The following is a 14,202-nucleotide window of genomic DNA, read 5'->3' on the forward strand; positions in this document are numbered from 1 at the left end:
CCTAATAAGTTATGAGTGAACAACATGAAATTTGTTTTTTCTCTGTATGGAGGGAAAAGATGGGGATTCCGTTCAGAAAATATTTTTTATTTCTGTTTTTATTTTGCGTCGCTCTCATGAGTGCTACTGCTCAAAGCAGTGTGAAGCAAATAACGGGTAAAGTGACCGATAAAGACGGGGAAGGACTCCCGGGTGTATCTATATTGGTGAAGGGTACCAAAACAGGTACTATAACCAATGTAGACGGTGTGTATTCGATAAAGGCCAATACTGCTAATGCAGTATTGGTATTTACCTATGTGGGAATGATGCCTTCTGAAGTTCGTGTGAATAATAGAACTCAGGTTGATGTGACGATGACTGAAGACCGGAATGACCTGGATGAAGTTGTCGTTATCGGTTACGGTCAAGTGAAAAAGTCCGATTTGACCGGTTCGGTTTCTTCTATTTCGAAAGATGTGGTATCGGACCGTGTCATTACATCGATAGAAGATGCTATCAAAGGGAAGGCTGCCGGTTTGCAGATTACGCAGAATGACGGAACACCGGGGTCGGAATATACGATTCGCATTCGTGGGGCGAGTTCGGTAAATGCCAGCAGTACGCCTATTTATGTAATAGATGGTATTATATGTGAGGATGCGCTGGATTTGAGTCCCGGAGATGTGGAGTCGATAGAGATTCTGAAAGATGCTTCCAGTACTGCAATCTACGGTTCTCGTGGGGCTAATGGAGTTATTATTATCACCACCAAAGGAGGGCATGAGGGAAAGACCAAAGTTGACTTATATGCTTCTTTTGGTTTTCAGCAGGCTACTCGTAAATATGATATGATGAATAGCCGGGAATATGCTCGTATGAAATATCAGTCGAGCTGGCAGTATTATAAGCGGGACGAGATGACTGACGATATACTGAACGACCCGCTTAACGATGTGTTTGTGGATTCTCCTGTTGCGGGAGAGGGCAATTACTGGGTGGCAAAGAATGACATTCCGTACAAGAATTATGAGTCTTATGCGGATTCTACGAATACCGATTGGCAAGATGCCATGTTCAGAAATGCTTTGGTACAGGAGTATCGCCTGACGGTAAGCGGGGGAAGCAAGAATACGAAGTTTTCTGTGATGGGTAATTATCTGAACCAGCAAGGTATCGTTGTGTACAGCGGATTTGAGAAGTTTGCCGGGCGTGTGAATTTGGAGCAAAAATTGAGCTCGAAGTTTAAGTTGAATGCGAATGTTTCCGTGACACGTACCAGTTATGATGGTTTGGCAACCGGCTCTTCCGACGGAGTTACGACCAGTATGCTACGGCAAATACCTACTAAAGGTTTGGAGGAAAACGACGTAAACAATAATGAGGATGAGGCGATGGCCGATGTGAGCAGCAATCCTTATTACCAGGCCAAGCATATAACGAAAGACCGGTTCAGACATAGTTTGATTACCCGGCTCGGGCTGGATTATAATATCAACAAACACTGGATGGTACGGGTGACGGGTACGTATGTGTATAATAACAATGACAATAAGACGTATTATCCGAAGACTGTTTCTCAGGGGGTAAAACAGAATGGCAGGGCTATACAGGACCGTACGGCTATTACCAAATTGATGAATGAGGACTTGGTATATTATAATACTACGATAAAGAAGGTACATAAGTTGAAGATAATGGCCGGTATGACGGTAGAAAAATATGTCGATAATTATTTGTGGGCTGAGAATCAAAATTTTACTGTTGAAAATTTGGGTGCCAATGCCATGGGACAGGGAACGTCTCCTCTCGTTCCGGAATCTTATTCTTCAAAAAATCCGTATCAGATGCTTTCGTTTTTGGGTCGTGCAGAGTATAACTTCAAAGACCGTTATCTGTTGACAGCGACTATGCGTGCCGACGGTTCTTCCCGTTTCGGTGACAACAATAAGTGGGGATATTTCCCTTCGGCAGCTTTCGGCTGGCGTATCAATGAAGAAGAGTTTATCAAGGAACTGGATATTTTCAGTAATCTGAAGTTGAGGTTAAGTGCCGGAAGGAGCGGAAATACGGCAATTCCTGCTTTTCGAACCTTGTCTACACTTTCTACCTCTTTTGCACCGATGTCGGGAGATAAACCGACTTATGGTGTAGTTCTCGACAGGCCGGAGAATAAAGATTTGAAATGGGAAACCACAGCTCAGTACGATGTAGGACTTGATATGGGATTTTTCGATAATCGTCTGACGGTTACGGTGGATGCTTACTTGAAGCGGACAAAAGATTTGTTGCTTGAGCGTAATGCTCCTTATTATTCGGGATATAAGAAAGCCTGGGCCAATATCGGTAATATCCAGAACAAAGGGTTAGAAGTTACTATCGGCGGCCAGATTGTAAATACACGTGATTTTTATTTCAACGCTGACTTCAATATTGCTTTCAATCGTTCGAAGGTATTGAGCATCCCGGGCGGAGAAATGTTTTTTGACCCGAAAGTGATTTCCGGTTCGGGTAATGTGGTCGTTATTCGGGAAGGACAACCGTTAGGCCAATGGTACGGCTACAAAGTAGACGGAGTCTATACTTCTCAGGCCGAGATAGATGCTTTGCCCGACAATTATGAAGCGTTGTCGATTAAGAAGGCGGATTTACGACCGGGAGACCATCGGTTTATCGACGTGAATAATGACGGCAAAATAACGTCGGATGATAAAACGATTATCGGAAAAGGAGAGCCTGATTTTTCGGGAGGTTTTTCTTTATCGGCCGGGTATAAAGGTTTTAGCCTGAGTGCTATTTTCCAGTACAGTTATGGGGTAGATGTGTTTAATGCCAATCTGGCGACGTTGGATGCGGGCCGGGAAAATTATAACCAAACCCGCCATCTTCTGGATTCATATACTCCGACTTTGTATGATTTGAATGGGAATCTGGTGTATCAAGGCAATCCGAATGGCAAATACCGCTTGCCGGGTGGGGTAGCAGAGAATTACTGTTTGTCGGAGTTTATTGAAGATGGGTCTTTCCTGCGGCTGAGTGATATCACGTTGGCCTATGATTTCAATAGAAAGACTCTTGCAAAACTTCACTTGGGAGGTCTACGGTTGTTCCTTACCGGAAGGAATCTGTTTGTATGGACGAAGTATTACGGGTTTGACCCGGAAGTGAATACTCGCCAGAACGGTATCGGCGATATTATGCCGAGTCTCGATTATGGTTCTTATCCTCGTGCGAGGGCTTTCTCGTTCGGTGTAAATGTTAGTTTTTAATCAAGAAAGGGATGTGTTATGAAATCTATGAATAAGATATATAAATGGGCTATTGTACCATTGTTTGCGGGGGTATTTCTGAGCTCATGCGATTTTTTGCAAGAAAATCCGGATTCGGTATATACGGATAAGAATTATTATGTAGATACGAAGACTTTGAAGGCCGGGGTCGTCGGGGTTTATTCCAAGATTATCAATCTGTATGTGATCAATACCGATACTCCTATATTCTTGACTATGCTTGGTACAGATGAGTTGTGCTACCGGACGGCCAATACGAATGTACGGAGTGCAGTGGACCGTTATACTTATACATCGTCAGAAGGTTGTATCGGAGAATTCTGGGCTCGTTATTATTATGTGATAGGGCAGGCCAATGTAATACTGGATGCAGCTCCCAAGATAACTGATATTACCGAAAAGGACAGAAACCAATGTATGGGTGAGGTCCGTTTTTTACGGGCATGGTCTTATTTCCAACTGGTACAGATGTTCGGTGACTTGCCGTTGATAGTCAATAAGACAGTTGAGTTTGACTATACGGTACCTCGTTCTCCTCTGGCCGATGTGTATAAACAGATTATCGAAGATTTGGAATTTGCTTCTGCCGATGGGGTCTTACCGACGGAAATTTCCGATGGTCATGCCAATCACTGGGCGGCCAAGACTTTATTGGCAAAGGTATATTTGACGATGGCTTCGGCAAAGGAGGCTGCCAAAGTCGAGGGGTATGCCCGTATTGCCGAGTCGTCGGAGGATTTATATGGCAAAGCGTATCGTTTGCTGGGTGAGATTATCGACAATAGTGGTCGTGATTTGCTGCCTGAATATGAGGATGTGTTCAAAATCGAGAATAAGAATACAAATAAGGAGTCGATTTGGGAAATCCAGTTTAGTGCGACAGAGCCTTATGGGACGCAGTGGTCTAAGGAAATGGGCTTGGCCAATGCCGGATATTCGCAGACGGCAGGCGGTTGGCGTTATTGCTGCTTGGGCGGCCAGTACGCTATCAATTCCATTCCTTCGTTCCGCGGTTATTATAAGCACTGGACATATGATAAGCGCAAGAACTGGAATGTGATGGATTCTCTATTGCGCTATAATGCCAAGACGGGAGAACCGACCAAGATAGAACCTATTAGTGCGCTTTCGGGCATTAAGGGGACTCCGGCGGAAACGGATTATACATTGAATAATAATACGAAGCTGGTAAATTACAGCTCGGCGACAAAGTACAGATGGGGAGATAGCTGGAGGGACTATCCGATGCAGTATATCTATTCGAACTGTCCGAATAATATCATAGCCTTGCGCTTTGCTGATGTACTGTTGATGTATGCTGAGGCTGAAATGGCTCTGAATGGGGGTAAAGTGAAATCGACCGGATTGAATGCTGTGAATCGTATTGTGCAGAGGGCCAGGGGGTTGAACGAGTCAGGTGTTCCTATTACGGAAGCTGAGACTCCGGGATTTGAGAATTATACGATAGAGTCCCTGACTTTTGAAGAGCTGATGAAGGAGCGTTCGCGGGAACTTTGTTTTGAATTTTGGCGCCGTCATGACCTTGCCCGTACAGGAATGTTCGAGCATTTCTTGAAAGCCCGTAATGAGGCAAACAATATCAAAACGAATTTTGACCCGAAAAAGAATTATTTGTTACCTGTTCCTCAATATGAGATAGATAATTCGGAAAATAAAGCGGGTATGTACCAGAATCCCGGTTATTAATGGGGCTTTATATGAAAGACATACGTTTCAAAGTCATATTGCTGTTTTTGATGATATCCTGTCATGTGACTGACGGGTTATCGTCAAGTAACGGCTGGTGGCCTGAGCAGCGGATGCCGTCTAAGATTATCAAGGTGAGATGTTCTACTTTGAAAGAGCGTAATCTGACGGAATCTTTGTCCGGGCTGGCAGCCAGGGCAGTCAATGAGGAACTTGGGGATGAATTGATTTGGATTCATGTCACCGGTAAAGGGTACTTGGCTTGGCTTGATTCTTTGTTTACCAGAAATCCGGAGGTCAAAGACTTGGGGTATATGAATGTGTGGTCGGTGGTAGACCGCATGAAATCGCAGGATTTGATAGATGGTTATATTTTGTATAAGGAGGGTGACTATTCGGTGAATGCTGCGACGGTGTATGCGGCTTTGCACGATGCCGTCCTTATCGAGGAATCGATGGAGGATGAGGCTGTTGCCCACGGGTTATTTTGCTTGAAGGATGCACGACCTTACACGACCGGTTCTTCTTTTCGTTCGGAGTGGTTGTCTTTGAAGGACCGGTTGAACAACCGTATGATTGTGACTATTGCTCCAGATGATTATAAGCAGCGCGATATGGCAATCGCTCATAGTTGTATGGTATATTGGGGGACAGATGCTTTTTATACAGAGATATTGTCCTGGATACAGGCTCCTGCACCGATAGTGGGATGGAACGAGGGAGACGAGGGGGCACATGTGGAACTGGCTACGAAGTACGGGCATTTTACGACGGGTGCCACGATATGCAATATGCCTGTTTTATCTGCGGGGGCATCTGTGCGGCCGGTGGCTGTTCACAAGAATATGGATCCGCGCCATATCGACTGGGCAGACGATTCGCATTTTCATTCTTTTGTTTTGAGTGACGGTGATAATATGATGATACAGGCTACGAGTGTGCCTATGCTGGATGAGTACTGGTGCAATCCTGCTATCGGAGAGATACCGATGAGCTGGACTTCCTGTCCGGTAAATTTGTCACAGATGTGCCCTGATGCTTGGAGTTATTATGTACAGAAAGCCAATCATGTACCGGGCAGCCTGATAGAGTATGGGGGAGGATACCAGTATCCTGATCGTTTTGCTTCGTTACAGGGGGATAAGCAGGAGAGTGTATGCCGAACTTTTATTGCCGAAGTGGGAGAGCGGATGAAGAGGTCGGGTGTAAAGGTCTTGGGATTTATCACCCGGGGTAATACCGATAGTGATGAGGCTTTGGAAGCTTATCGGATGTATGCTGAAATGATAGATGATTTGGTGGGTATTGTTGTCGTGCAGTATGTGCCTTATAATGGAGGTGACGGTGCTGTTTACTGGGTAGAAAACAGGGAGGGGATACACATTCCCGTCGTCACGGCCAAGTACCAGTTGTGGGCAAATCTGGACAGGAAAGGGTCGGGCAATCCCCAAGAGATAGCGGCCTTGATTAATGAAGGGGCTTTGTCTGAGGAGAGAACTATTGCTTGGACAGTCGTACATGCCTGGTCATATTTCAAGCAGAATCCGGATGGTTCTGTTTCGGATGCTTCGTCCGGGGATGTGGGAGCGTTGAGAGGTGTTACACCGGTTATGTGGACCAAAGAACGCCTGTCACCCAATATCAAAATCGTATCTATTGAAGAGTTGTTGTGGCGTATCCGAATGAAAAATTATCCGGAGGAAACAGAAAAGGTAATCGAAGATTATGACGGGAGTCTCTCTTTCGAGAGTCCGGATGCTGACGGGAATGGTGTGACGATATTGCCGGCCGGATTATATATAAATGGCGAGGGTGGCAAGCAAGTATCGGTCATGACATTATCGGGGATGAGGGTATATGACCGGTCTATAAATTCTTCTTATTGCGATTTGTCCGGTTTGGATACCGGGATTTATGTGGTTCGTGTAAGTATGGAAAAGGGTGTCCGTACATTTAAGTATGTGAGGCATTGAAAATAAAGTGTTAGTCTCGGGATTCGGGATTGTCCGTATTCCCGCTTATATAATATATCGTAAATATAAAAAGATGCTTATGAAAAAAATTGTATTTCTGTTGTTTGCCTTGATGGGATGTACGGCAATGAGTTTCGGACAGTCCCGATTGGTAAAGAGTCTGTCGGAAGGTAAAGACCAGACTTTGGTTGTTTATGGTACCAGTATAACGAGAATGGGCAATGGCCCGGTTTGGGTCGGAGCTGTCGGTGATAAATTGAACGGTCTGTATAATAATCATCTTACTTTGTTGAATAAGGGACGGAGCGGTGAATGTTCTACTTGGGCATTGGCCAATCTGGCAGACAGCGTGTTGGTCTATAACCCGGATGCAGTACTTATCGAGTTTACAACGAATGATGCTGTCGAGAGCAAAGGGGTATCGGTAGAGCAATGCAAGACGAATACGGAAGAGTTGATTGCCCGTATTCTGGAGGTGAATCCTGATTGTGAAATTATCTTGCATACGCCATGCGGTTATCCTATTGTTGCTTCTGAAGGAGGTACAGGAGGTGCTACTCCGCGTCCGGATATGCAAAAGTATAATGCCGTGTATGAGGAGCTGGCAGAGTCTAACGGGTATATATGGGTAGATGAGTCAGCGTTTTTCTATACAATGGGTACAGAGAATCTTGATTTGCTCAAGACTTATACGGCCGATGGTGTGCATCCTACATTGAAAGGAGCTATGGAGGTTATTTATCCGAATGTGCTGAATTCTCTTCTGACGGGACTTTCTACCGTGGATATTCCTGCGGAGAGCAAACCTCTGTTTGAATTGAAATGCGACTACTTCGAGCAGAATTCTTCTACGGAGATGTCTGTAGCAAGTGCTCCGTATAATTGGTTGTCGGCATGTGATAAAGTGTGTGAATCTGAATATGTGTATGCGCAGAATGTGACAAATGCCAATCTTACTTTTGTGGGTAAAAGTATCCGATTCGGTGCTTCTGCTTTGGCCAGTACCGGCTCGTTGACATTGCCTGGAATGGATTTGAGACCTGTACAGGGGAAGAAAATTATGTTGAGAGTCTCCGCGACTGCCGGCAGTAACAAGACTGGGACTTTGACAGTCAAACTGGACGGTAAAGAAATAGGCAAGATTGAGGCGGCTACCGATGGAAATAATGGTGCAGCGTTTGGCGCAGCCTACTATCTTTTTGAGTATGAACTTACCGACGGGACTGAATTGTCGAAGATTTCGTTTGTCCACTCTCGTACCGAAGCTGCGGGATATATTTATGTAAATTCGATAAAAGTGTCTGTGGAAGATGTTGTGGAACCTGATATTCTTACTTTGGATTGTAATGTCTTTACGACATCGGCATCGACAGAAATGTCGGTGGCAAAGGCTCCCCATAACTGGCTTTCTGCATCGGGTATGGAGTGGACATCGGCAAATGTATTTGCCCAGGTGATGAGTGGGGCAAATGCTTATCTGGGTAAAAGTGTTCGTTTTGGCCGGAATGTTCCTTCTGGGTCGACAGATTTTGTTCCGTATAACGGAAGTGCTACTACGCCGGAACTGGACTTGACGGCTCCGGAGGGAAAGAAAGTAGTGATAGAAGTATCGGCAACATGCGGAGGAGAGAAGAACGGAACGTTGACTGTGGATGTCGATGGAAATGAGGTAGGCAAGATAGAGGCGGCTACGGGAAATAATGGAGAGCCTTTCGGTGCGACTTATTATACATTCAAGTTTGACGTGAAGAACGGGACGGAAGCTTCTAAAATCAACTTTACACATACCAGAACGGTAAATGGAGATTTTATATATGTGAATTCTATCCGTGTATATCGTGAGGATGATATTGTGTCGGGTATGGAAGAGTCATCTGCCGATAAGGGGAATGCTGTATATCCCAATCCGTTTGTTTCTGAAATTTATATCGGTGAGAATAACCGTTCGGTAGAGATATATAATCTGAATGGCGGATTGGTGTACGGGATGTCGCAACCGTCGTCTCGTATCGATGTGTCGGGATTGGCTGCCGGTTCTTATATTTTGATAAAGAAAGACAGTTCGGGCCATATAAGCAGTCATAAAATTATGAAGATGTAGTAGTGTTTGGAAAATGGCGGGCCGAGTCCTGCCATTTTTTACAAAAAGGTCAAAAATCATTCGGGGTTAATGAAAAAAGGGGGTATTAATCCGTATGTTAACCCGGTTATTGGCTATTGAGGATTAAAATTGCAGTAAAATAATATTTCAAAAAAGTATATATACGTATGAAAACGCACTTCTTATTTATTGTTTTGTTTTGTGCTTCTGTTTTATCTGTTTCGGGGCAGACCGGAACTTCGACATTGTTTGATTTGAAATGCGATGATTTTAAAGTTTCGGCTTCGAAAGAAATGTCAGTAGGAAACGCCCCTCATAATTGGGTGTCGGCAGCGGGAGAGGACTGTGTGTCGAGAAATGTATTTGCTCAGGTTTTCATGACGGGGAATATGTCGTATTTAGGCAAATCCGTCCGTTTCGGAAAGTCGGCCGAAGGGGATGAAAATTGTGGTTATTTGGCTTTGCCGGCAATGAATCTGAAATCGGATAAAAACGAGAAAGTCGTATTGAAAGTTTCTGCAACTTCCGGCTCGAACAAAACGGGGATTTTGAAAATATCGGTAGACGGGAAGGAGATAGGAGAGATTGTGGCCCGGACAGGAAAGAACGGAAAACCATTCGGCCGAGGGTATGAACTTTTCGAGTTTGAAATCAAAAACGGTCGGTCGGAATCGGTCATTTCGTTTGAGCATTCTCGGGACGAGCAGGCAGGGTTGATTTATGTAAATTCGATACAGGTAGTAAAGACCGTCTTGTAGAAGTCTGATGTTTCTCCAGAGGTGTATATACCGGAGGAAGTATGCAAGGAAGATAAAGTGTTTATCCTTTTGGGATGTTTTTGGTGTACCGAAAGAATTTAAAGAATTGATTATGAGAAATGACAGGAGAGATTTCTTAGCCAAGATGGCTGCGGGGATGGCTTTGGGTATCGTGGCTCCGTCTTCGGTATGGGCTGCCGGGGAAAAAAGGGGAGAGAAGGCAAAGGCCAAATATCCGAAGTTGAAATGTGATGTAGCCGTTGTAGGTGCGGGTCCCGGTGGAGTACCTGCCGCTATTGCAGCGGCCCGCCAGGGGGCAAAGGTTATTTTGCTGGAGGAAGATAATATGCCGGGTGGTGCTCCGGTGGACATGTATGTGCCTTTTATATGCGGTTCTCCCCGAGTAGGAGTATTTCGGGAAATGATTCAGGAACTGAATACTCATCATACTATAGGAGGAAAGCCTTGTTCTACATTCGGGAAGACCGGCAGTGACGGGAAGAATCATTGGTGGATGCCCGGTTCGTTTGCCGAGGTCATTTATAATATGATAGATAAGGAGCCTAATCTTACCTTGATGTGCGGTGCTCCGGTCGTCGGGGTCAGTGTAAAGGCTGACGGAAACAGGAATCGGGTGACAGGTGTCAGGATAATGCGTAATGGAGAGTATCAGGATATAGAGGCGGCAGTGACTATCGATGCGACGGGTAACGGGCTGGTCGCCGACCTTGCCGGATGCGAATACATGTACGGTAGCGAGGCCAAAAGTGACTATAACGAGCCTGTAGGTATTGAAGTTGCCGACGGGAAGGTACAACCTTGTACTTGGATGCTCATTAGTGAGCGGATAAAACGGAATGCTGTTCTGCCTATCGATAAGTTAAAAGGCAGCAGTGCCGTGGAGGATAATCTGAACCGTTGGGTAACGGCTCCGGATAAGGAGGATATGATACGTCGTGATGCCGGTATTTATCTGCATTGGGGAAAGACGGTTTATTGTAAGGATACCCGCGACCCGTTGTTATTGGCCCAAGCCCAGATGGAAGCTCTGGATAAGTTGCGTGAGAATCTGGCTATTTGGCATGAGGCCGGATATGCGGTACATTTGGCTCCGAAAATCGGGGTAAGGGAGGTACGCCGCATCAAAGGCGAGTATGTGTTGACGGCTAATGATTTGATTCAAGGGGTCATGCCTGATGACAAGATAGCGAATGCTCATTATTCATTTGACGTTTGGGGAATGAAGATTCCGGAAGAGATGAAACATATAGGGCCGTATGGTATTCCGTACCGTTGTCTGGTACCGTTGAATACCGAAGGGCTTCTGACTGCCGGGCGTATCGTCAGTGCTACGCGGGTGGCCCATAGTTCTCTTAGGGTACAGCCGATTTGTTCCAATATCGGAATGGCAGCGGGAACAGCGGCGGCTATGTCGGCATTGCAGAAAACGGGGCTTCGTTCTATCGACATAAAAGATTTGCAGGGAAGACTTATACGTATGGGACTTTTTGAGGGTATAAAGTAATAAAAGAAGAGTATGGCTATAAATAGAAGACAATTTATCCGGAGTTTGGGTTTAGGAGCTGCATGTACGGCAATTCCCGGGACGTCTCTTTGGGCTTCGGATAAGTCATTGAATACGAAGGACGAGAGGTTGTTCAAGTTGCCGACGCTGAAGTGTGATGTCATTGTCGTAGGTGCCGGCCCTGCCGGTATTCCTGCTGCCATTGCTGCTGCCCGTGAAGGTGCGAAAGTAATATTGTTGGAAGAAGATATGCTGCCGGGTGGTGCTCCGGTGGATATGTATGTGACTTATATGTGCGGTGCTCCGAGAATCGGTGTTTTTCTTGATATGATTAAGGAGCTGAACCGGAAACATTCGTTGAGCATAACGCCCAGCAGTACGATAAAAGATTGGGCCTGGGACGGAAAGCAACACTGGTGGTTACCGTCGGCATTTGTTCAGGTACTGGACGGATTTATCGAGTCGGAAAAGAACATTACTTTGATGTGTGCTTCTCCTGTGGTGGATACATTGGTTGCAGCCAAGGGAAATCGCAATCAGGTTTACGGTGTTTGTGTGATGCGTCAAGGCATGTTGCAGAAAATCGAGGCTCCTGTAACGATAGATGCGACGGGTACGGGGCTGGTAGCTGCAAAGGCCGGCTGCGAATACTTTTACGGAAGTGATGCCCGAAAAGATTTTAATGAGAGTATCGGTCTGGAAAAGAGTGATGGACGGGTACAGCCGTGTACGATGATGTATATCAGCCAACGGACACGCAGTGATGCGGAGTTCCCGCTCGAAGCGTTCAAAACGGGGGTGTTGGATCATGATAATGTGAAATGGGCATCCCAGCAGACTCCCCAGGAATTTGCCGAGATAGACTCGGGCATTTATCTACACTGGGGGGCAACTGTAGAGTGTAAGGATACGACCGATTCCGTGTTGGTAGCCGAAGCTCACCGGCAAGCAATAAAGAAACTGGAACCTCAGTTCGAAATACTGCGTAGTGCGGGATATGTAACTCATGTAGCTCCGAAGCTGGGAATCAGGGAATGCCGCCGTATCAAAGGTGAATATGTGATTACGGTGGATGATGTACTCAAGGGGGTAATGCATGATGATAAGGTAGCTGATGCCTGGTATTCGTTAGACCCTTGGGGGATGAAGGTCGATGCCAAGATAAAGAACAGCGTGGGCCCTTACGGTATTCCTTACCGCAGTCTTATTCCTGCCCAAACGGAAGGTTTGCTGACTGCCGGCCGTATCATCAGCGGTACACGTCTGGCTATGAGTTCGTACCGGGTACAGCCGATTTGTTCTACCATAGGTGAAGCAGCGGGTACGGCTGCCGCTATGGCATCTTTGCAGAAGACCGGAGTGCGTAATCTGGATGTACGCCAGTTGCAGGAACGGCTGGACCAGAAAGGTCTGTTCGACTGGTATCGTCATGTGAATATGAATGTTAATAATAAACCCTGGAAAAATAAATAAGATATGAACCGTTTTTTTGTTTTGATATTGGTTGCAGTGTGGTCTGTTTTTTCGGTGGATGCCCAGACGACTTTTTCAAAGAACCTGAAGGCAGGAAAAAAGCAGACAGTCGTTTTCTATGGAACCAGTGCGGCGATTAATCCGTCTAACCGTTTTTGGGTAGAGCAGTTACAGGGAAAACTAGATAAGCGATTTCCCGGGAAAGTGGATTTTTATAATTGTTCCAAGTCGGGGATAGGTTCGTTCTGGGCGACCGAGAATTTTAAGGATTCGGTGCTGACGCGTAATCCCGACCTTCTGATTTTTGGTTTTTCGGAGAATGATGCGGTGTTACGGTTCAATAACTGGCCTTGGTATTCGGGACGTTGCGCCGAGTATATGATAGACCATTTGCGGGAACAGAACCAGGATGCTACGATTATTTTGTATATAATCTCCGAGCGACCTTTGGGCAAAGCTGCCGAAACTCGGCCCGAGATAGCGGCGTTTAATGCTTCTTGTCGTGAAATAGCCAAGAAGAAAGATATTATTTTGACCGATTTTTCCGTTATATTTAATGAGATATATGAAAAATTCGGAGAGGAGGGTTTGAAACAGTATCAGAGGGACGGCATCTTGCCTACTAAGAAGGCTGCGAATGAGGTGCTTGTTCCTATGTTGTGGGAGGCTATATTCGGAAAGAAATAATGGGTAAAAAGTGTCGGATATTATGAAAAGCAAGTATGTGTTTATTGTGGTGATGCTACTCAGTGTTTCTTTACTGTCTGCCCAGTCGCATTTGGTGAAGAACTTGCAATCGGGCAGGACTCAAACGCTGGTTGTTTATGGCACGAGTATATCGAGCATGCGCCCGAACGGGCCTTTGTGGGTGAAGAAAGTCGAAGATGAGTTGAACAAGAAGTATGGTAATCGCTTGACGGTGTTGAATACGGGTAGGAGCGGGCAAAACTCGAACTGGGCATTGAAAAATCTGGAAGACAGTGTCCTTATGAAACGTCCGGATGCTGTGATTATAGAGTTTGCGACCAACGATGCCGTAACCCGTTTCAATATATCGCAGGAGGATTGCCGTCGTAATACCGAATTATTGATAACTCGTATAAAAGAAAGGTACCCAACATGTGAAATATTTCTGCATACTCCTTGCGGATATCCGCTGGGCAAGAATGCGGTGAATCGTCCGGAGATGAAAGCATATAATGGAGTGTATGAGTCGATAGCCAAGGAGCAAAAGTTGCGGTATATCGATGAGGCGGAGACATTTGTACGTATTGCTGAAGAGCAGGGTGTACCTGAATTGCGCAAATTCGCAGGAGATGGCGTGCATCCGACGAAAAGAGGCGGTTTGGAGATTATCGCACCGAATGTAATACGGGTTTTGGAAATGGAATAAAAA

General features: G+C 45.5%; 9 protein-coding genes. All 9 read left to right on the top strand.

Features of this window, described 5'->3' with window-relative positions; translation table 11 throughout:
- Positions 1-11: 11 nt before the first annotated feature.
- Complete coding sequence (locus BN2628_RS15960) at positions 12-3,248, top strand: SusC/RagA family TonB-linked outer membrane protein (protein ID WP_055099970.1); 3,237 nt, start codon at positions 12-14, stop codon at positions 3,246-3,248.
- 18 nt (positions 3,249-3,266) lie between these two features.
- On the top strand, positions 3,267-4,976 hold the full coding sequence (locus BN2628_RS15965; protein ID WP_257606521.1) for a RagB/SusD family nutrient uptake outer membrane protein: 1,710 nt from the start codon (positions 3,267-3,269) through the stop codon (positions 4,974-4,976).
- An 11-nt stretch (positions 4,977-4,987) separates the two neighbouring features.
- Positions 4,988-6,949, top strand: a complete 1,962-nt coding sequence (locus tag BN2628_RS15970) for a T9SS type A sorting domain-containing protein (protein ID WP_055099983.1) — start codon at positions 4,988-4,990, stop codon at positions 6,947-6,949.
- A gap of 79 nt (positions 6,950-7,028) precedes the next feature.
- The gene (locus BN2628_RS15975) at positions 7,029-9,050 is read left to right on the top strand and encodes an SGNH/GDSL hydrolase family protein (protein ID WP_021931096.1); all 2,022 of its coding nucleotides are present in this window, start codon (positions 7,029-7,031) and stop codon (positions 9,048-9,050) included.
- Positions 9,051-9,217: 167 nt separating this feature from the next.
- Positions 9,218-9,808 (top strand): hypothetical protein, encoded by a 591-nt coding sequence (locus tag BN2628_RS15980; protein WP_055099987.1) that lies wholly within the window; start codon positions 9,218-9,220, stop codon positions 9,806-9,808.
- A gap of 112 nt (positions 9,809-9,920) precedes the next feature.
- A complete protein-coding gene (locus tag BN2628_RS15985; RefSeq protein ID WP_055099994.1) occupies positions 9,921-11,333 on the top strand; it encodes an FAD-dependent oxidoreductase in 1,413 nt (470 codons plus the stop codon).
- A 12-nt stretch (positions 11,334-11,345) separates the two neighbouring features.
- Entirely contained in the window at positions 11,346-12,806 is a 1,461-nt protein-coding gene (locus BN2628_RS15990) for an FAD-dependent oxidoreductase (protein ID WP_055099998.1), read from the top strand.
- 3 nt (positions 12,807-12,809) lie between these two features.
- Positions 12,810-13,493: an SGNH/GDSL hydrolase family protein gene (locus BN2628_RS15995; protein WP_021931100.1), complete on the top strand. Its 684-nt coding sequence runs from the start codon at positions 12,810-12,812 to the stop codon at positions 13,491-13,493.
- A 22-nt stretch (positions 13,494-13,515) separates the two neighbouring features.
- On the top strand, positions 13,516-14,199 hold the full coding sequence (locus BN2628_RS16000; protein WP_021931101.1) for an SGNH/GDSL hydrolase family protein: 684 nt from the start codon (positions 13,516-13,518) through the stop codon (positions 14,197-14,199).
- Positions 14,200-14,202 lie beyond the last annotated feature (3 nt).

It is taken from the genome of Gabonia massiliensis, from assembly GCF_001403595.1.
Classification (GTDB): domain Bacteria; phylum Bacteroidota; class Bacteroidia; order Bacteroidales; family Coprobacteraceae; genus Coprobacter; species Coprobacter secundus.

What these genes read in the sequence shown, in the direction of transcription:
- BN2628_RS15960 (WP_055099970.1), top strand. Translation starts at nt 12, where the DNA reads ATGAGTGAACAACATGAAATTTGTTTTTTCTCTGTATGGAGGGAAAAG.
- BN2628_RS15965 (WP_257606521.1), top strand. Translation starts at nt 3,267, where the DNA reads ATGAAATCTATGAATAAGATATATAAATGGGCTATTGTACCATTGTTT.
- BN2628_RS15970 (WP_055099983.1), top strand. Translation starts at nt 4,988, where the DNA reads ATGAAAGACATACGTTTCAAAGTCATATTGCTGTTTTTGATGATATCC.
- BN2628_RS15975 (WP_021931096.1), top strand. Translation starts at nt 7,029, where the DNA reads ATGAAAAAAATTGTATTTCTGTTGTTTGCCTTGATGGGATGTACGGCA.
- BN2628_RS15980 (WP_055099987.1), top strand. Translation starts at nt 9,218, where the DNA reads ATGAAAACGCACTTCTTATTTATTGTTTTGTTTTGTGCTTCTGTTTTA.
- BN2628_RS15985 (WP_055099994.1), top strand. Translation starts at nt 9,921, where the DNA reads ATGAGAAATGACAGGAGAGATTTCTTAGCCAAGATGGCTGCGGGGATG.
- BN2628_RS15990 (WP_055099998.1), top strand. Translation starts at nt 11,346, where the DNA reads ATGGCTATAAATAGAAGACAATTTATCCGGAGTTTGGGTTTAGGAGCT.
- BN2628_RS15995 (WP_021931100.1), top strand. Translation starts at nt 12,810, where the DNA reads ATGAACCGTTTTTTTGTTTTGATATTGGTTGCAGTGTGGTCTGTTTTT.
- BN2628_RS16000 (WP_021931101.1), top strand. Translation starts at nt 13,516, where the DNA reads ATGAAAAGCAAGTATGTGTTTATTGTGGTGATGCTACTCAGTGTTTCT.